Annotated in this window: 18 protein-coding genes; 8 read left to right on the forward strand and 10 right to left on the reverse strand. The window is 44.7% G+C overall.

The annotated features are described in order from the left end of the window. The first annotated feature begins 149 nt into the window (after positions 1-149). On the forward strand, positions 150-644 hold the full coding sequence (locus tag QUA97_RS05760; RefSeq protein ID WP_194070624.1) for a GAF domain-containing protein: 495 nt from the start codon (positions 150-152) through the stop codon (positions 642-644). Between the two features lie 116 nt (positions 645-760). Here QUA97_RS05760 and QUA97_RS05765 read toward each other — a convergent pair whose 3' ends face one another. From QUA97_RS05765 to uvrA, 4 genes are all read right to left on the reverse strand, one after another. Beyond that, complete coding sequence (locus QUA97_RS05765) at positions 761-1,114, reverse strand: helix-turn-helix domain-containing protein (protein ID WP_194070625.1); 354 nt, start codon at positions 1,112-1,114, stop codon at positions 761-763. Between the two features lie 14 nt (positions 1,115-1,128). Continuing rightward, positions 1,129-1,248 (reverse strand): type II toxin-antitoxin system HigB family toxin, encoded by a 120-nt coding sequence (locus QUA97_RS05770; RefSeq protein WP_333193945.1) that lies wholly within the window; start codon positions 1,246-1,248, stop codon positions 1,129-1,131. Positions 1,249-1,311: 63 nt separating this feature from the next. After that, complete coding sequence (locus QUA97_RS05775; RefSeq protein WP_333193831.1) at positions 1,312-2,127, reverse strand: hypothetical protein; 816 nt, start codon at positions 2,125-2,127, stop codon at positions 1,312-1,314. 177 nt (positions 2,128-2,304) lie between these two features. Further along, positions 2,305-5,268, reverse strand: coding sequence for an excinuclease ABC subunit UvrA (uvrA, locus tag QUA97_RS05780; protein ID WP_333193833.1), 2,964 nt, complete (start codon positions 5,266-5,268; stop codon positions 2,305-2,307). A gap of 404 nt (positions 5,269-5,672) precedes the next feature. Between uvrA and QUA97_RS05785 the strand changes: the two genes are divergently transcribed. The 3 genes from QUA97_RS05785 (at position 5,673) to QUA97_RS05795 (ending at position 8,918) form a co-directional block, all read left to right on the forward strand. Further along, positions 5,673-7,454 carry an SWIM zinc finger family protein gene (locus QUA97_RS05785; protein ID WP_333193835.1) on the forward strand — a complete coding sequence of 594 codons (1,782 nt, stop codon included), beginning with the start codon at positions 5,673-5,675 and terminating at the stop codon, positions 7,452-7,454. Between the two features lie 91 nt (positions 7,455-7,545). Next, on the forward strand, positions 7,546-7,854 hold the full coding sequence (locus QUA97_RS05790) for a WD40 repeat domain-containing protein (RefSeq protein WP_255515923.1): 309 nt from the start codon (positions 7,546-7,548) through the stop codon (positions 7,852-7,854). After that, the gene (locus tag QUA97_RS05795) at positions 7,851-8,918 is read left to right on the forward strand and encodes a WD40 repeat domain-containing protein (RefSeq protein WP_333193838.1); all 1,068 of its coding nucleotides are present in this window, start codon (positions 7,851-7,853) and stop codon (positions 8,916-8,918) included. Before QUA97_RS05790 ends, QUA97_RS05795 begins: the two co-directional genes overlap by 4 nt. A gap of 247 nt (positions 8,919-9,165) precedes the next feature. Here QUA97_RS05795 and QUA97_RS05800 read toward each other — a convergent pair whose 3' ends face one another. Together QUA97_RS05800 and QUA97_RS05805 are read right to left on the reverse strand one after the other, a co-directional pair. Next, positions 9,166-9,798, reverse strand: coding sequence for a 7-carboxy-7-deazaguanine synthase QueE (locus QUA97_RS05800; protein WP_194070630.1), 633 nt, complete (start codon positions 9,796-9,798; stop codon positions 9,166-9,168). 192 nt (positions 9,799-9,990) lie between these two features. Beyond that, on the reverse strand, positions 9,991-10,689 hold the full coding sequence (locus tag QUA97_RS05805; protein WP_333193841.1) for a class I SAM-dependent methyltransferase: 699 nt from the start codon (positions 10,687-10,689) through the stop codon (positions 9,991-9,993). Between the two features lie 828 nt (positions 10,690-11,517). On the opposite strand from QUA97_RS05805, the gene QUA97_RS05810 reads away from it, so the two are divergent. Beyond that, positions 11,518-12,285 (forward strand): hypothetical protein, encoded by a 768-nt coding sequence (locus QUA97_RS05810; RefSeq protein WP_333193843.1) that lies wholly within the window; start codon positions 11,518-11,520, stop codon positions 12,283-12,285. Positions 12,286-12,546: 261 nt separating this feature from the next. Here the strand turns inward: QUA97_RS05810 and QUA97_RS05815 are convergent, their stop codons facing one another. Beyond that, positions 12,547-12,735, reverse strand: coding sequence for a hypothetical protein (locus QUA97_RS05815; RefSeq protein ID WP_333193949.1), 189 nt, complete (start codon positions 12,733-12,735; stop codon positions 12,547-12,549). A 280-nt stretch (positions 12,736-13,015) separates the two neighbouring features. Between QUA97_RS05815 and QUA97_RS05820 the strand changes: the two genes are divergently transcribed. Next, complete coding sequence (locus tag QUA97_RS05820) at positions 13,016-13,462, forward strand: hypothetical protein (protein WP_333193845.1); 447 nt, start codon at positions 13,016-13,018, stop codon at positions 13,460-13,462. A 159-nt stretch (positions 13,463-13,621) separates the two neighbouring features. Here QUA97_RS05820 and QUA97_RS05825 read toward each other — a convergent pair whose 3' ends face one another. Further along, positions 13,622-14,179, reverse strand: coding sequence for a cyclic nucleotide-binding domain-containing protein (locus QUA97_RS05825; RefSeq protein WP_333193847.1), 558 nt, complete (start codon positions 14,177-14,179; stop codon positions 13,622-13,624). Between the two features lie 348 nt (positions 14,180-14,527). Then, a complete protein-coding gene (locus tag QUA97_RS05830; protein WP_333193849.1) occupies positions 14,528-15,523 on the reverse strand; it encodes a DUF1517 domain-containing protein in 996 nt (331 codons plus the stop codon). 778 nt (positions 15,524-16,301) lie between these two features. Here QUA97_RS05830 and hemB point away from each other — a divergent pair. Further along, a complete protein-coding gene (gene hemB, locus QUA97_RS05835) occupies positions 16,302-17,285 on the forward strand; it encodes a porphobilinogen synthase (RefSeq protein WP_333193851.1) in 984 nt (327 codons plus the stop codon). Here hemB and QUA97_RS05840 read toward each other — a convergent pair. Then, positions 17,249-17,476 (reverse strand): hypothetical protein, encoded by a 228-nt coding sequence (locus tag QUA97_RS05840; protein WP_194070866.1) that lies wholly within the window; start codon positions 17,474-17,476, stop codon positions 17,249-17,251. The genes hemB and QUA97_RS05840 overlap by 37 nt on opposite strands. Positions 17,477-17,652: 176 nt before the next feature. Here QUA97_RS05840 and QUA97_RS05845 point away from each other — a divergent pair, with 176 nt between their 5' ends. Then, positions 17,653-18,141: a GNAT family N-acetyltransferase gene (locus QUA97_RS05845; protein ID WP_194070867.1), complete on the forward strand. Its 489-nt coding sequence runs from the start codon at positions 17,653-17,655 to the stop codon at positions 18,139-18,141. The last annotated feature ends 355 nt before the right edge of the window (positions 18,142-18,496 follow it).

Raw genomic sequence — 18,496 nt, forward strand, 5'->3', positions numbered from 1 at the left:
TTACTTCCGTTTCGAGAACTGTCAAGCCAAAAATAACTTATTTTCGAGCGGGCGAGAATCCAGAACCTCAAAGAGTTGACAATTTTTGAAGATGCAAGTTAAATAATTCATAGTTTGCGAGTACACTAGAAATTGAAGGAGTTCATATCATGTCTGGCGATCGCCTGCAAAACATTGTTAACCGCTTGACAGATAGTCTAAAGCGCGACGTATTAGTTGAAAAATCCCTATACGACATTCGAGAAGTTTTGCAGAGCGATCGCGCGGTGCTGTATTATTTTTACAGGCAGTGGCAGGGTCAAGTGACTTGCGAGATGTTAAGTGCGATCGAATTCTCAATCTTAGGCTCAACCGGGCCAGACGAATGTTTTAACGACGAATACGCAGCATTGTACGAAGGCGGCAGAGTTAGAGCAATTGCAGATATTGAAACAGAACCCCTCAACCAATGTCACCGAGATTTTCTGCGTAGCATGAAGGTTCGCGCTAATTTAGTCGTGCCAATTTTAACGAAAAAAGGGCTGTGGGGGCTGTTAGTTGCTCATCAATGCAGCGGGCCCCGCACTTGGTTGCGATCGGACATTGAATTCATGCAAAAACAAGCGCAAAATATAGCAATGTCTCCGACAATTCAAGATAGTTAATCTTTCATCCAAAATCCTGCTTTGTGACTATTCAGGTGCATTGTCTGTGCAATGGAAAATTACCAACTGTCCCAAAATATGGTGTTCTATTGTTAGGCGGAGGTTTGTAGCGACTCCTAGGGCTGGATGAGAATCTCAGCGGGAATTCCTAACTCTTGATTCAGCTTCCGAATCATTTCCAAAGTCAAGGAGCGTTTGCGAGATAATATCTCAGAAACTTTAACTCGACTGCCAATACATTGTTCCAAATCGCTACCAGACCATCCGCGAGCCTCCATGTAGTATTGAATGGCTGCAATGGGATCGGGTATTGCGATCGGAAAGTGTGCCTTCTCGTAAGCTTCTACTAGGGTACTGAGCACATCTAGGCGATCGGACTCAGGTGTATTAGGAGCTGCATTAAACAGCAACTCAACCTCTCGAAGGGCATCCTGATAGTCAGTTTGGGTTCTAATTGGACGTATATCCATATATCAATTTGTGTTTAGATTGTTTCTGCATCTACCTTGTCATACTCGGCATGAGTGCCAATAAAGCGGATAAAAATAATGCCGATGTCATAACGGATTGAGACAATCAGCCGTAAAATGAAGCGGCGACAAATAACCTCGAATTCATCACCAGTGGTTTTTGCTCGTCCGCTGCCATAAACTGTTACCTCTAGCGCTTATGGTGACTGGCTTTTAGCCTTTTTAATTAGCTTTAAACAAGCGTGTATCGATGCCAGATAGTAATAGAAAATCCAACTATAAAAAATGGCTTTGTCATAATCCTGCTGTTGAGCGTCCTTGTGGTGTCGTATTCCAAAATTATTAGCTATATTAAATAAATCGTCCTCGTCTTTCTTGAAGACTACTTTCTTAATTTGAGGACGCAGAAACTCAAGAACATCAACTAAGTCTCGAACTGCATCACGCTTTCCATCTAGAGATGAGCGAGAACGTCTAAATTTTAGAATTGCGGATTGAACTCGCTGCTCAACATTTTCAGGATCGTAAGGAGGCAGTTCTGCAAGAACTAACTCCTCCAATCCTTGCTCGGGAAATTCTAGAATTTCACCATTTTCGGATAGTTCATATCCCTCTCTATAGTCACACAAGAGCTGATTAATTCTCTCTCTAAATTCTTGCTGACCAGCTAAGGTGTCATAATAATCCTCATAATCATCCCATCCATCGTATCCATGAATATGCTTAGAAACACAATCGTAAAGAAACTCGATGACATCAAACAAGTCATCCTCTGAATAATTATTACATTTTTCCTCAATTGGCCATAAGTCAGGTTTCTTGAGGTCGATAAACATTTGTGCTTCTATATCAGCACCTAGCTTGCTTGGAACATCTCCAGAGTTTTCAGAAAAATAACCGTTCTTTAGAAACTCAAGATAAACAGCTTTGAAAAGTTTAACGAATATGGGTAGATCGAAGCGACTCGCATCAGGATTTTTGCCAGTACGATGAGAATAGTATTTCCGACTCATGAACGATTATCCTAATTTTGTAAATATATCTGGATGGGCGAAGGATTCGCACCTATATTCTATCAATTAGACGACGTATTTTAGTATGGTGCGTCAGATGAGTTTCTTAAACGATTATTGAAGGTTTAAATATCTGACGCACCTTACTAATTATGAGAATTGCGTAATTCCTGCTAGTTAACTAACAGCTACAGCCTCCCCCAAAGGATGCTGCTCTAAAACAGCTTTCAAATATTTCCCAGTATAAGAACGAGAATTTGCCGATACCTCCTCCGGCGTTCCCGCCACAATAATCTCGCCGCCCTTATCTCCTCCTTCCGGGCCCAAATCGATCGCCCAATCGCAGCACCGAATCACATCCAAATTGTGTTCGATGACCAAAATTGAATTACCCTTATCCACCAACCTTTGCAGCACATTTAACAAATGGTGAACGTCGTAAAACGACAAACCAGTCGTCGGTTCATCAATCAAATAAAGCGTCTTCCCAGTCGCGCGGCGCGACAGTTCCGTTGCCAGCTTTACCCGCTGCGCTTCGCCTCCTGAAAGAGTCGGTGCAGGCTGTCCCAACTGAATGTAACCCAAACCCACATCCACCAAAGTTTGCAATCTGACACCAGCCCTAGGAATATTTTTAAACATTTCCCAGGCTTCCTCTACTGTCATGTTCAAAACATCAGAAATAGACTTGCCTTTATACTTCACTTGCAGCGTTTCCCGGTTGTAGCGCGCACCCTTGCAAACCTCGCACTGCACGTAAACATCCGGCAGAAAATTCATCGAAATTACGTTCACTCCTTGGCCGCCGCAAGCTTCGCACCTGCCTCCTTTCACGTTAAAAGAAAACTGCCCAGCTTTGTAACCTCTTGCCTTCGCTTCAATGCTTTCGGCAAACAAATCCCGAATCACATCAAAGACTCCGGTGTAAGTAGCGGGATTGGAACGCGGAGTGCGGCCGATGGGAGATTGATCGATGACAATTACCTTATCAACCACATCCTGCAGAGACCGTTCGCCCTTCGTTTTGAGAGCTTCCATATCCGGCGGTAAAGGAACTTTTTTGGTAAGATAGTGTTGCAGCGACGGGTACAGCAATTCATTGATTAAGGTGGATTTTCCCGAACCGGAAACACCTGTCACGCAGACGAGTTTACCCAGCGGAATTTCCACATCAATATTTTTTAAATTGTTGCGTGTCGCATTTTTGATTGAGAGAGCTTTACCGTTGCCTTTTCTCCTTTCATTGGGAGTTTCAATTACTCGTTTTCCCGACAAATAAGCACCGGTTAAAGATTCCTCGGCGGCAAGCAAGTTTTCTAAACTTCCTTGCGAGATAATTTTGCCGCCGTGAACGCCTGCGCCTGGCCCGATATCGACAATGTGGTCGGCCGATCGCATGGTTTCTTCATCGTGTTCTACGACAATCAAAGTATTGCCTAAATCGCGCAATTTTGTTAAGGTTTGCAGCAGCTTAAAGTTGTCTCTTTGGTGCAGTCCGATGCTGGGTTCGTCCAAAACGTAGAGGACACCGGTCAAGCCGGAACCGATTTGAGTGGCGAGGCGAATTCGCTGGGCTTCGCCGCCGGAAAGCGTCATTGCTGGACGGTCTAATGTCAGATAATCTAATCCGACATCCAGCAAAAATTGCAGCCTAGCTTTGATTTCTCTCAGGGCTAAGTCGGATATTTGAAATTGCCGATCGCTCAATCCCAAATTCTCGACTCTCTCTCGACAGTCGCGAATCGAAATACTGGTCAAATCGACAATGCGGTACTGTCCCAGCCGCACCGCCAGCGCCTCTGCTTTCAAGCGTTTGCCGCGACAAACCTCGCAAGGGCGATCGACTCGATACTGTTCCAGTTTCTGCTTAATTAAATCAGAACCAGTATCGTCGTACTGGCGCTGCAACATGGAAATTACACCTTTAAAATCTCTCCGCAAATCATTGACGCTGGTGTCTCGCTTTTTACCTTCTGCGGTTTGTTTAAACTCGTTTCCATACAAAATCACCTGTTGGTGTTGTGGCTTCAATCGGAACCAAGGAGTGTCGATATCAAAGCCGCAAGCATCAGCAACACTGCACAACAAAGAGAGATAATAGGAATTGTCTTTGTCTGACCAAGGGGCGATCGCGCAATAAACAGGTGCTTTCTCGTCAGGAATGACCAACTCCGGCGCAAAAGTCCGCAAATTCCCCAAACCGTGGCAGTTTTGGCAAGCGCCGTAGGGCGAATTAAACGAAAACAATCGGGGCGAAAGTTCTTCCATCACCGCGCCGTGTTCGGGACAAGCAAAGTTTTCGGAAAATACGATCGGCCCGTTGGGTTCGGAATTTTCCTCAGTCGGTAACTCTTCAACGATCGCAATTCCCTCAGAATGTCGCAGACAAGTTGTTAGAGAGTCAACTAAACGTTCTTCTAAACCGGCTTTTTTAACTAACCTGTCAACAACTATCTCGATGTTGTGCGTATGATTTTTATCTAATTCGATATTTTCTGACAGTTCTAAAATTTCTCCGTTAACTTTGACTCGAATAAATCCTTCGGAAGCTAAACTAGACAGTAATTTGCGGTGAGTGCCTTTTTTTCCGCGCACCACGGGCGCCAGAAGGTGAAAACGAGTGCCGTCTGGAAGTGCCATGACTCGATCGCACATTTCATCAATTGTCTGCGGCGCAATGCAGCGATCGCAAATCGGACAGTGCGGTTCGCCAGCTCTGCCGTAGAGCAATCTGAGATAATCGTAAATTTCTGTAACAGTGCCGACAGTCGATCGCGGGTTGTGAGAAGTTGACTTTTGGTCGATCGAAATAGCCGGACTCAACCCCTCGATCGCGTCCACATCCGGTTTGTCCAACTGTCCCAAAAACTGGCGCGCGTAGGCGCTGAGAGACTCAACGTAGCGGCGCTGTCCCTCTGCAAAAATTGTATCGAAAGCCAGGGAAGACTTACCGGAACCGGAGACACCAGTAAACACGATCAGTCGATCGCGCGGCAGTTCCAAATCGATATTCTTCAGGTTGTGCTGTCTCGCACCCCGAATCTGAATCGTATTTTGGCTGTTGGAGTTCAAAGTCGTCACATGATGTCCGTTGTGGGATGCACTTGACTGACTGGGTGAGGTTTCGGCGCGTTGGGACATGAGAGTAGTGCAAAACAGTGCTTAACCATCTTAGCGCTGCCTTTGGAATAGATAGCATCCAAACTCAAGAATATCAAAGAATCGTCAAATAGTTGACAGTTGACAGTTGACAGTTGACAGTTGAGGGTTCAGTTTTAATACCCGCTGCTGTTTGCACAGTAGACTGCATAATGTTTACTTCCCCTGCATTGAGATTAACATCAAAGAATCTTTAAATAAGTTTCCGTCGGCCCGTCGGGCAAAACCTTCAAAATTTGATGCTTCAAATCCACTTCAATTCCCAGCATGGTTTAAGCGTTCGGAATGCGAGTCCCAATTAAATCCGAGGACTTTAGTCCTCACTACAAACCGACATTTTTCGGGTAAAATCGAGTCTAATATTTTAATTACTGAGGCTTAGTGTCATGCCTATTCCCAAACTTAGTGAAACAATCATCAAAAATAACAGTTCTGAGCGATCGCTCAACCGAGCCGAAGATTACTATTTAGGTGGAACTGTTACTAACGCAGTCCTCCGTGGCAATATGGTGCAAGCAACAGTATACGGTTCTCAATCTCAAGCCTACAGCGTTAGCCTGCCGTTCAATCCTACGGGATTAACATCTGGAGTATTCTGCACTTGTCCTTACGATGGCGATGGATGGTGCAAACACATTATCGCGACGCTGTTTTTGTGTCTGCGAGAACCCGAAAAAATTGAACATGGCGAGAGGCTGGAAGACTTGCTTTCTCGGCTCAACGATGCCCAAATCTATGAGTTAGTAGAGCATTTAGCGGACAATGAACCGTCGCTGATCAATGCGATCGAACTATACGTTAATTCTAACGCTGTGTCTGCGCCGACAAGCCAATTGACGAAAATACATCGCCAAAGTGCGATCGATCCTGCTCCTTTTCGGCGACAAGTACGAGACATTTTCCGACAAGCTGAGGATTATTCCGAGTATGAATATGGTTATGATGAAGAAGACCCAATTACAGAAGAAATTTTAGAATTAATTCAGCAAGCCCAGGAATTCAGCGAACAAGGAGATGGCAAAAACGCTTTAGTAATTTTAGAAGCTATTACTGCAGGCTGCGTTGATGATTGGGATGAGATAGAAGAATATGGTTTTGAAAGTTATGAAATCACCAATGCTTTGGATGAAGCTTGGACAACAGCCATTTTGACCGCCGAACTAACTGCTGAGGAAGAAATAGATTTTCAGGTGATGTTAGAAGGTTGGAACGATGAATGGGATTGTAATTTCAGCATGAGTTTGGAAGCTTTACGCCAAGGTTGGGACTACCCGCCACTCCAGCAGATATTGGAAGGAAACCTTACTGGAACGGGAATCTGGGCTGATAATCCACCAGATTATGCTCGTGAATTAACCTTGACTCGCTTACAAATTCTCGATCGCCAGAACCGCGAAAAAGAATACTTATACCTAGCCAAGGCAGAAGGCTGTATTCAACAATATTTGACCATGTTAGCTCGTTTGGGGAGAATAGAAGAAGCTGTGAAAGCTGCGGAAACCGAGATGACATCAGTCGAAGAGGCTTTTGCTCTAGTTCAAATTTTACAAGAAGACGGATATTCAGAAGAAGCTCTAGAAATTTGTCAAGCTGGGTTGAATTTACCCGGCAATCTTACCTATAAACTGGCAATTTGTATGAGTGAATTAGCCGATGAATTAGGCGAAAAAGAAGCTGCGTTTAATGCTAAACTTAAAATTTTTAAAATTCAACCTTCCTTGAATGATTATCTTTCATTGCAGGAGTTATCAGGAGATAATTGGTCAACCTTGAGAGTAGATTTGTTGGCAATTGTAAGAACCATTCAAAGCTACAGTTCTACCGAAGCAAAGGTTGATATTTTTCTGCATGAAAAAATGATTGAAGAGGCGATCGCCGTTGTAGAAACATCTTACAGTTCAGAACTCGTTCATCGAGTGATGATGGCAGCAATTCCCCATCGCCCAGATTGGGTAATCGCCAATGCTTGTCAGCGCGCTGAATCGATTCTAAATGCAATGAAATCAGCCGAGTACGATAGTGCAATTAAGTGGCTAGAAAAAGCCCGTGCTGCCTATATACAAGCTGAGCGAAAAGTTGAGTGGTCTGCTTATCGCGCTCAACTGATGGAAGTACACAATCGGAAGCGGAAATTCATGGGATTGTTCAGAAACTCATATTTAAATTAAGTCTTAATTTTATCATAAATTTCTGGCAAAAATTGCAGACTTTTGTGAAATTATCTGCGCTTATCTGTATCGATATGCCTCGCATCTGCCCTTGATATCATGTCCGAGCGATTTCTATAACAAAGTCGTTTTCTCGCCCGATGGCAAAATCCTCGCCTCCGCTAGCGAAGACAATACCATCAAACTCTGGAACCCAGACGGCATCTTGCTTATAACCCTTACCGGACACCGCGATAACGTTGGGAATCTCAGTTATTCGCCCCATGGATTGACGATCGCATCTTCGGGCTCCGACGGCACTGTCAAACTCTGGAATACCGCCGACGGCACTTTGCTCAAAACCTTTACAGGACATAGGGGCTGGGCAACAAGCGTCTCAGTTATTCGCCCCATGGATTGACGATCGCATCTTCGGGCTCCGACGGCACTGTCAAACTCTGGAATGCTGCAGACGGAACAGAAATCGCTACGCTGAAAGGCCATACCAAACCTGTCAGAAGTGTCAGTTTTTCCGACGACGGCAAAACCCTAGCATCGGCTGGCGAAGAGGGTTTAGTCAAGCTGTGGGATGTCGAAAACCTGACTCTTCTCACCACCCTGCAAGCCCAGAATAAGGAAATCTGGAGCGTCAAATTCAGCCCTCCTGCCAGCAACAGCCCAACTCTGGCTACCGCTAGCGAAGATGGAACCGTCAAATTGTGGAATTTACCGCTGTTAGGAAATATCGAGCCACAAACGCTCAAAGGACACAGTGGCAGGGTTTCGAGCCTGAGTTTCAGTCCCGGCGGCCGCACTTTGGCAACCGCAGGTACCGATCGCGCGGTACGACTCTGGAACCTCGCCGGCATCGAACCGAAAGTTCTAGAAAGCCACCGCAGTCAGGTTTTCAGCGCGAGTTTCTCGCCAGACGGCAAAACTATTGCTTCCGGTAGTCGCGATCGTACTGTTAAATTGTGGAATGCACAAAACGGCAGCGAAATCAAATCTTTTTTAGGACATCGAGGTGCTGTCACCAGCGTCAGTTTCGCCCCTGATGGCAAAATTTTAGCATCCGCGTCGGGCGATCGAACTATTAAATTATGGAACCTAGAAACTGGGCAAGAAATCAAAACTCTTTCAGGACATCAAAGGGAAATTGACAGCGTTGTTTTCAGTCCCGACGGTAAAATTTTAGCATCTGCAAGTTTCGATCGCACAATTAAACTGTGGAATGTGGCAGACGCCACAACAAACTCGGAGGCTGTGCCCCTACAAGTTTTTGACGGACATCGCGATCGAGTTAACGATGTTAACATTAGTCCCGACGGCAAAACTCTTGTTTCTGCTAGCGACGATTTTACTTTAAGGATCTGGAATTTGGAACTAGATGTAGATAGTTTAATGAAGCTGAGTTGCCAATGGCTGGGCAATTATATTGCTAACTATCCTGACGAAAGGGCGATCGCCCAAATCTGCAATCCTTAAAAAAATTGAATAATATCGTGTCCGCTATACGGGATCTAAGATGTTGATGTGAATCATGGCGGGGATGGGGCGGGTTTATGAGATTATATCGTTTCCGTTTGGATCGTCAGGTGATTTAACCGCAGAGTACACAGAGTACACAGAGTCCGAGAATATATATCTGAATCATTCCGATGCTACCGGATTTGATATTATTTGTGGTTTCATAGATAGTTTATCAATCCGCCCCTACAGGATTTTGGGATGTTTATTGCACGCCAATAAACTTGTGAGTTTGCAAAGACAACCTATAACTCGGATGCTGTTTTAGTAACTCCAAAATAATCGGAATCGCCCGCTCTCGCGATTCCCATTCCGGCTGCAAAAACACAGGAATATTCCTATCTTCAACAAAATATTTTTTGTAAAAATCAACTTCTTCACCCGTGCTAACTACCAACTTAATTTCATTGGCTTTCTCCCAGAAATGCTCTTGTACCGGATATTTAGGATTGACGTGTTCCTTAGGAGACAGAGTAATCCAAGCCAGTGGCGAAACATCTTGCCAATAGGCGCCAGAAGTTTCGATACTTACCTGTTTGTCAGCTTGTAACAATGCTGCCACTAATTTTGGCAAATTCGGGTGGATGAAAGGTTCGCCGCCAGTAATGACAACTCTCGGCGACTGCAATTGAGCTAGCAATTGTGCGATCGACTGCGGCACCGACGGCAAACCTTTGCCACCTTTCGAGTAGCCAGTATCGCACCAAGGACACCCCACGGGACAACCTGCCAATCTAATAAAATCAACTAAAGTACCTGTCCAATAACCTTCGCCTTGAACAGTACACTGAAAAGTTTCGTGAATCGGTAATTTTATTTGTAAATTTGATACCAGCATTTGTCACTTTAATTTAATAATATTTGTTGAGGATTTTGATTAATTCTAATCGATCGTCGGTAATTAATATAGTTCTAGATAAAGGGGTAGGCAGAAACCGGGTTTTTCACCAAAATACTGTATCGCAGCCTTCAATACAGATAAAAACCCGGTTTCTTTGGTCTTAATAAAGTTCCCAGCAGCTAAAACTCTTTAATTGTGATGTTCCGGCTGCATCATAGTTGCCCAGCGGCGTTTCAGGGCTAAAGTTAGTCCGTCAGCAATGGGGACAACACTCAGAGTAACTCTCGGATCGTTACGCAATTTGTCGTTGAAACTGCGAAGGGCGAGGGTACTTGTGTCTTGTACTTGAGGATCGGCAACTCGTCCCGACCACAGAACGTTGTCAATTACTATTAAACCGCCATTGCGTACAAGTTGGAGCGATCGCTCAAAATAAGCCTCATAATTTTCTTTATCCGCGTCTATAAATGCAAAATCAAAGGTTCCTGCTTGTCCCTCGGCTATTAGTTTGTCGAGAGTATTTATTGCCGGGCCCAATTGCAAGAAAATTTTGTTTGCGACACCTGCTGCTTCCCAATAGCGCCGCGCTATAGAAGTATATTCCTCGCTGACATCGCAGGCAATAATTTGACCGTTAGGAGGCAGCGCTAAGGCTACGCACAGGGAGCTATAACCAGTAAAAACTCCAACTTCTAAGGTTTTTGTCGCTCCCATAAGCTGCACCAGCATCTCCATAAACTGACCTTGTTCGGGAGCTATTTGCATCATACCCATCGGATGCTTAGCAGTTTCTTCCCGCAGTGCAGCGAGAATATCTGGTTCCCGCAGGGAAATAGATAATAGATAATCGTAAAGTTTATTTTCTAGACCAATAGTTGAGTTCGTCATCGGTTTGTCCTTGCTGCTGACTTTTGATTTGAGATTGTATGCGTGCAGTTATTGGAAATCGGATACGGTAGAGTTAATTTTAGCTATTTTGCTGTGGCTGCAGCTTGCGGTATGACCCTCTCGGTGACAAGCTGGTAATTTGCTTTCACGGGCGATCGACCTTTCAATCAGTTTATCTCAGCCGCAGGCGATCGAGCTGCTCTGCAAAAGAAAAGTGGAGAGAGGAGCGTTTTGACATTGCTGCGTTGTTCCCCAAGTGTAACCCTGGGAGTTATACCAGTTCAAAAAAGAATGCCACTGTAGATAAGCTGTAAACCCAGACACAATCAGTCATTACTAATTTCAAATCTTAAATTTTAAATTGTATGACTTGGGGAAAATCTGACTTTATCCCGATCGCTAATCACTAATGAATAATTATGTATAACTTAGGCAATTCTTACAGACAAACCGTTTTATTTAACTATTATTGCTCGGCAAAAGACCGTGTATTTTTTTTCAAACAAACCAGGTGTCTGGAAACTCTTGTGTCCTGGAATATTACTAATCACTAATAAACTGGGTTGAACAATAGGACGCTTTATCAACTGTCACAGCTTATTCTTCCACACCCCAAAAACCTACCCACAATCAAAATAACATTCCACGATTGAGATATAGCAAGTATTTCAATAAAAAAGTCAGGTTGGTTGCAACCCTTGCCTAGCACTGTTACTCATAACTAATTAACCTGGATTAATAGGACGATTACTTAACTGTCACAGTTTCTGGCTCCATATCAAAACAACCTACTCACAATCGAAATAACATTTCACAAAGGCTTTCTTTATGTACAGTTTTGCAGGTTTTGGTGCGGGTACGGGCTTATTTCTATTGTTGGTTTTTTCCATTCTGCAATGGCTGCACGTCCCCGCCGGCAGTTTTATTGATTGGGTAATTGCCATTGCTATTTTTGAATGGCTGTTGCTGATAGTTACTGTTCCTTGGAATGTCCATTTTGAAGCTAAAGAAGTTTTAGCGCAAGCGGCTGAATCTACTAAAAAAAATATTGCTGTCGATCATGAACAAGTCAAATACGTTAATGTATTAGTTCGCCGATCGCTCTTTGTGGCGATCGCCCTGCATCTCGGAAGCGCGATCGTATTTTACGCCCTCGCCGCCACTGGAATTAGTGCTGTGGGCTATCTCAGTTCCGGTGCTGCACTGCTGTTAACTGTAATGCGTCCAGCTATCCGAGGTTATCAATATTTAGCCCAGCGGCTGACAACTATCCGCAGCCAATTTTTGTACCCCCGCGAAGATATTGTCGAACTCCGCAGCCGCTTTGCAAACTTAGAATCTACAGTTAGAGATTTATCCAATCAATTCAGTTCAAATAATCCGAATTCGTGGGTGGCTGTCCAAGAGCGGGAGCAACAGGCTACCACCAGAGAATTAACTAATTTATCGGCATCTCTACAATCTTTGCAAGCGAAAAATCAGGCAGAACACACTAAACTGGCAAGAGATGCAGAAAGTGCGATCGCCCAACTTACCGACGACGGACAATTTCTCAACCACGTCCGCGAAATCATCCGCTTCTATAAAGAAGCATAAAGTCAGTAGTCAGTAGTCAGTAGTCATTAGTCATTAGTCATTAGTCATTAGTCATTAGTCATTAGTCATTAGTCATTAGTCATTGGGAATTGTTAGCTGTTGACTTTTGACTGTTAGCTGTTAACTGTTAGCTGTTGACTGTTAACTAATAACTAAGCTGTTGCGGCATTTAAACTGTATGTCAAAACAAATAAAACTCTTGTAGAGGTGGGCATCATGCCCGCCCTGAATATACAATTTAAATGCGCGACGACTTAATAACTAACAACCAATAACTAACAACCAATAACCAATAACCAATAACCAATAACCAATAACCAATAACCAATAACTAACAACCAATAACCAATAACCAATAACCAATAACCAATAACCAATAACCAATAACCAATAACCAATAACCAATAACCAATAACTAACAACTACCAACTGCCAACTACCAACTGCCAACTACCAACTGCCAACTACCAACTACCAACTGCCAACTGCCAACTGCCAACTGACTAATTCCCTACCTTTAGATAGATGTCAAAGGATCCCTACTGTAAATTTTTCACAAAAAACAGAGATTAATCAGTCTTAAGGAAGACTCAATAAATGTATTAATGTAATATATAGCAGGAATTGATCGCAAACTCTAACCAAAGATAGTTTGTGAATGAGTTAGCTTAGGCTTAATATTTGAACATAAGCCAAAGACCTTTTGAAAAAACTCAAGAAGGAATAAATCATGACTAATCGCCAGCCAACACCGCCCGAGAGTGAAATTAGCAAAGCAACACCAACCGACGAAAAAATCGAAGCTAATATGGAAGCCCCCCACTACGACAGGGGCATTACTCCTGCTGAGACAGCAGCGCGGCAAGAACGCGAAGGCGCTAACTTCATGCACGCAACCACCGAAGCAAAGCAGAAAAGCGCCAAAACAGACGACCAAACCGATGACGAAAGCATTCACACTACAGATGGTTATACAGTAGACAAAGAAGGTCTTGTTAACAATTATGCGATCGAACCGGAAATGTACATCAACGAACCGGGCGATTTGAGAGCAAAAGAAGAAGCCGAAGCAGCAGAACGCGCTCGAATTCTTGCGGAAATCAAAGATAAAAAAGGCGAGGAAGGAAAACTGACAGAAGAAGCAGACACCCGTCACAAAGGGCCGGGAATTATCTAGATTGCCTGGTTGATAGTTGCGCCTCAGCGCGCGAGGTAGCAACAAAATAGGGCCCGGATTTTTTTAGATACGGGAAAGGTCGATCGACCTTTCCCCTAAAATCCTGGCCCTATTTTGCTTGAGAATGCTGTGACATATATCCCGATGCCTAAAAATTACTCAAGCCCTAACATTTTCCCTCAGCCAATTAAACTTTGCCTGAGCTAGGGCTAAATTTTGCATAATGCTAGGATTGATATCCTCGCGCTCCAATTCTGGTCGATCAAATTCTTCTATATTGCGCCCGTATTCTATATGTCTAATCGTACCGCGCATCCTGTCTGCCAAACAGAGCGAAATTCCATAATAAAAACGGGAAGCAAAACCCATATCGTGTTCGAGTTTGACTACTAACTGCCGCCGGGGAATTGCCAGCAAGTGAGTTTTTTCGATCGCCTTTACCGTAGCCAAAGGAGGGCGAGCATCAATAAAAGAAACTTCTCCCACAAGTTCACCGCTAGCTATTCTAGCGAGTTCTTTCGTCTCTTGGGCCTCGATAGAAACGCTCAAACTCCCTTCCAAAACAATATATAACGCATCTATCTGTCTCCCTTCAACAATCAAAATCCCGCCCGCATCGAGAACTTCCCTTTTACCTTTTTGGACGATCCAGTCAATATCGTCGTTATTTAGCTGGCTCAAAATAAAAAGTGCTTTTTTTCTGCTGCTGTTTGCCATAAATTTAGCTCCCGATCGCTTCTTTATATAATCATCTTTCGTCTGCTCGTTACCAGTCGGAGCGACAGTAATGCAGATCCGGATGAAGAGCCTTTCTTTACCTCTGCGCCTCGGGATAGAAAAAATTGTGGCAGATGTTTAAGTTATTAAATTTTCGTTCCCAACCGCTGAGGCATCGCGTTGAATAATTAATCTTTTAATAATAGCATTTGTTGAATAAATTTTTTGAACTCGATCGGCATTCACAACAGATTGCAAATTTCTTGTCTGACAACCGATCGGGTTCGCCCCACAGCTTTCTTTGGGGATGGGGCGCCCGAAACAATGCTCCGCGCCCCGTTTGGCTCGCTAAATCAATCGCAAATCAGGATAGCCGGCCAACATATCATCAGCAGTGAGAGTGTCGCCGTTAGCTTGAGGAGTCCACAGCACCTCAACCGCCAGCAACTGCTCGCTCGATACTCCACCAATCTGGCGCAAAGCTTGGCGCAAATCTTCAGAGTTTTTCACTACTGGCAATTCCAATTTGCCTTGAGTACCGACAATCACCGTCACCACAATAAATTCACCGGGAGCAGAATTCAAATCGGAAGCAACCAGCGCGCCGTTTTCCTGCAAACCAGGCAAGATATTGCTGCTCCCTGCCTGCCGGAGCTGATTGTTATAATTCGAGAGCGTTTCTTCAGTAAACTTACTGCGTTCTGCCAAAGAAAACTGGTTAAATTTAGCTTCGGCTGCTTCCAAGCGAGTTTGCATAGATTCAGCGCCCGCGTAAACCCAGTATTCAGGATGGCGCAGCATCGCCAGAGTAGATTCTTGCAGCACTTGAGCGCGACCGACTGCTGTATCGGTATCCGCTGTGCGCGCTAGGGAGTCGAGTTCGGCTTGCAAAGTGCGGGCCTCTGCTAACAAACCCACTTGCAAGCGGGCCACAGATACCGTGGTGCTAGAAACGCTGTTGCCGAGTTCGTCAGTTCCACCCCGGGCGCTGCGGAAGCTTTGCACGAGGAAATTGGCTATCGAAATAAAAATCAAAATCGAGAACAGGCCGCCAAATCCGCCGCCAAATCCAAAAAACGGCAGCAAGAACGGGAAACCAAATCCACCGCCAAATCCACCGCCATAGCCGCCAGGGTAGTAACCCCCTCCAGACGGCGCGTAGGTGCGGCTCGGAGATGAATAACTGCGCGCGGGCGCTCCAAAAGATCCGCCACCGATGCGTCCTCCGCTGCGAGCAGCCAGGGCTCCGTCAGCGTTACTGAGGGCTAGCGTCACTACCAGACCGATCGCAAATAGTGATTTCAAAAGCGGTTTCATCATCTTTGAAATTAGTTGCTTGTACATAACACCGTTACTATTCGATACATTTATAATTTACAATCTATTCTGGCGGATGGGCAGCGCGGTTGTAGGGGTGAACTGTGTGAGATATCCGTACTAGCCGAACCCTACACCGCTAGAACTCTGTCTGGGAAGGACAAAGGCTAGAGAGAGAATAGAGGACTAAAGTCCTTACTGCGAACCGCGTCCGCGGATTTTACAGAACTTTACGTAGTTTGAGGGCGATCGACCAACAATAAGCTCTAGACTTGTGAAATACCTAACACTGACCTTTTGGTACAGTGCAGGCTTCGTGTCTCGTTTGCCGTTGCACGGCGTTGGGGATATCCATTGCTGAATATTCGTCACCCAAGACGATCCGAGTCTGACACAGCATCTCTGGGTTTTTACACCCTTTATCCCTTCCTAGGGAACCCACGCAGAAGCCCTATTTCCTAGGGCAAAAACTATTTTCGTACCACAAACTTGGATTGTATTTTCTGGTGGGACGTGCCTTACCAACCAGCGGTCTGTTCTTTCCCCCTTTCTCTGGCAGTTGTCCTGGGCAAGCATACCACTGCTACTATAGCCTGTTGTTTGCAGTCGAGTGGGTGGGTCGCAACCATTTACATCTTAGACGTTTTGCTGACACAATCCGAAAATTTTCGATAATTTCTTTAACTTATTTAGCCGATATCCCGACGCTGAATTGAGTACAATTACAGCGCGGGACTGACGCCAAATAAGTCAAAGAAACGCCCCAGTCCTAGAAACCAGGACTTTATCCACCGTAAAAAATATTATGTTTCCAACCCACCGCCCCCGCCGCCTCCGCAACCATCCCCAACTCCGCCGGATGGTACGCGAAAATATCTTGACAACCAGCGATTTAATTTACCCTCTATTTGCCGTACCGGGGGAAGCTGTTGCCAAAGAAGTTACATCGATGCCCGGAGTTTACCAGCTATCGGTAGACAAAATCGTAGAAGAAGCAAAAGAAGTTTACGACCTCGGCATTCCCGCGATTATTTTATTCGGGATTCCCGCAGACAAAGATACAGATGCGACAGGTGCTTGGCACGATTGCGGCATCGTCCAAAAAGCGACGGAAGCAGTTAAAAAAGCCGTACCCGATTTAATCGTCAGCGTCGATACTTGTCTGTGCGAATATACCAGTCACGGTCACTGCGGCTATTTGGAAGTCGGAGATTTAAGCGGCCGAGTTTTGAACGATCCGACACTAGAATTGCTCAAAAAAACCGCCGTTGCTCAAGCTAGGGCGGGTGCAGATATTATCGCACCTTCGGGAATGATGGACGGTTTTGTCGGAGCAATTCGCGAAGGATTGGACAGTGCCGGATTTGAAGATATTCCTATCATGTCTTACGCGGCCAAATATGCCTCAGCTTATTATGGCCCGTTCCGGGATGCGGCGGATTCTGCTCCTCAATTTGGCGATCGGCGCACCTACCAAATGGACCCAGGAAACGGCCGCGAAGCTCTCAAAGAAATTGCTCTCGACATTGCCGAAGGCGCGGATATGCTGATGGTTAAACCGGCTTTAGCATATATGGACATCATCTGGCGGGTCAAGGAAGCAACTAACCTGCCAGTTGCGGCTTACAACGTTTCTGGAGAATACGCGATGGTGAAAGCCGCCGCCCTTAACGGTTGGATTGATGAAGAAAGAGTAGTGATGGAAACCTTGACAGGATTTAAGCGTGCTGGTGCTGATTTGATCTTGACTTATCACGCCAAAGATGCGGCCCGCTGGCTGCAAAACTGAGCCCCACCTAATGCCCCAATACGTTTGGAGTCGGAATAACGGGCGGTTGAAACCGCCTCAGCGTCAAACCAAACCGATGCTAAGCGGGTTGAAGAAAACGAGGTAAAAATTACGCGCTCATCTTCTTCAGTCCGCAGAGGCAGACTTTGCTTGAGAAGAAGCTGTTTCAACCGCCGTCCGACTTTTTTCACAAGATTTACACAAAATAGTATTAATCATCACTGAAATTAGTTAGATAATATGTATGAATAACAATAGTTTTGTAAATCGGGAATTTAATCGTCGATAGTTCCCCAACAAAATCAACTATGCCGGTTAAGACAGTAAAAGTAACAGAGTTTAGATAAAAATTAAAGGCACATTGAGCATGACATCAACCAGTAGGGATTCCAGTCACATTCAATTTTGCATAGAGCGCGATCGCGCGGACATCGTACAAATCCAAGAACTATTTAAAGCAGCCGCCTTTTGGGCGAGGGAACGCAAGATAGAAGATTGGGAAATTGCGATCGCCAACAGCGAACCAGTGGTAACAGTTTGGGATGCCTCGCGGGCGATCGGCTTTGCTAGAGCCACATCCGACGGCATCTATCGAGCCACCATCTGGGATGTCGCCATTCACCCAGATTACCAAGGTGCAGGACTAGGCCGCAAATTAGTCCAAACAGTCTTGAGTCATCCTCGGATGTGCCGAGTAGAGCGAGTTTACTTGATGACAACCTACAAACAAAGCTTCTACGAGCGCATCGGTTTTCAGCACAACGCCAGCACCACAATGGTACTTGAAAATCAGCTTCTAGACGAGAATATCGAATTAGAAATTAGCAAGGGCGAATTGCTAATTTCTAATTGTTAAACAAGCACAAAACTTAAACCAAAATCTCTAAATAGTATGGCGTGCAATGCACGCCATACTATTTACAAATAGTTTACCTCTTCCCTCCCTCCGTTAAATCAATTACACAATCTGTTTCCTTCTTCCTGATGACTAATAACTAATGATATCAAATCCGGTAGGATCGGAATGATTCAGATATATATCCTCTCCCTCTGTGTACTCTGTGTACTAATAAGGTTAAATCACCTGACGATGCAAGCGGAAACGATATGACTAATGACTACTGACTACTGACTAATGACTAATGACTAATGACTAATGACTAATGACTAATGACTACTGACTAATGACTACTGACTAATGACTAATGACT

This window comes from Microcoleus sp. CZ3-B2, assembly GCF_036705055.1.
Taxonomy (GTDB): domain Bacteria; phylum Cyanobacteriota; class Cyanobacteriia; order Cyanobacteriales; family Microcoleaceae; genus Microcoleus.

Bases quoted from the DNA above. Each gene is read 5' to 3' on its own strand.
- QUA97_RS05760 (WP_194070624.1), top strand. From the start codon at position 150: ATGTCTGGCGATCGCCTGCAAAACATTGTTAACCGCTTGACAGATAGT.
- QUA97_RS05765 (WP_194070625.1), bottom strand. From the start codon at position 1,114: ATGGATATACGTCCAATTAGAACCCAAACTGACTATCAGGATGCCCTT.
- QUA97_RS05775 (WP_333193831.1), bottom strand. From the start codon at position 2,127: ATGAGTCGGAAATACTATTCTCATCGTACTGGCAAAAATCCTGATGCG.
- uvrA (WP_333193833.1), bottom strand. From the start codon at position 5,268: ATGTCCCAACGCGCCGAAACCTCACCCAGTCAGTCAAGTGCATCCCAC.
- QUA97_RS05785 (WP_333193835.1), top strand. From the start codon at position 5,673: ATGCCTATTCCCAAACTTAGTGAAACAATCATCAAAAATAACAGTTCT.
- QUA97_RS05800 (WP_194070630.1), bottom strand. From the start codon at position 9,798: ATGCTGGTATCAAATTTACAAATAAAATTACCGATTCACGAAACTTTT.
- QUA97_RS05805 (WP_333193841.1), bottom strand. From the start codon at position 10,689: ATGACGAACTCAACTATTGGTCTAGAAAATAAACTTTACGATTATCTA.
- QUA97_RS05810 (WP_333193843.1), top strand. From the start codon at position 11,518: ATGTACAGTTTTGCAGGTTTTGGTGCGGGTACGGGCTTATTTCTATTG.
- QUA97_RS05820 (WP_333193845.1), top strand. From the start codon at position 13,016: ATGACTAATCGCCAGCCAACACCGCCCGAGAGTGAAATTAGCAAAGCA.
- QUA97_RS05825 (WP_333193847.1), bottom strand. From the start codon at position 14,179: ATGGCAAACAGCAGCAGAAAAAAAGCACTTTTTATTTTGAGCCAGCTA.
- QUA97_RS05830 (WP_333193849.1), bottom strand. From the start codon at position 15,523: ATGTACAAGCAACTAATTTCAAAGATGATGAAACCGCTTTTGAAATCA.
- hemB (WP_333193851.1), top strand. From the start codon at position 16,302: ATGTTTCCAACCCACCGCCCCCGCCGCCTCCGCAACCATCCCCAACTC.
- QUA97_RS05845 (WP_194070867.1), top strand. From the start codon at position 17,653: ATGACATCAACCAGTAGGGATTCCAGTCACATTCAATTTTGCATAGAG.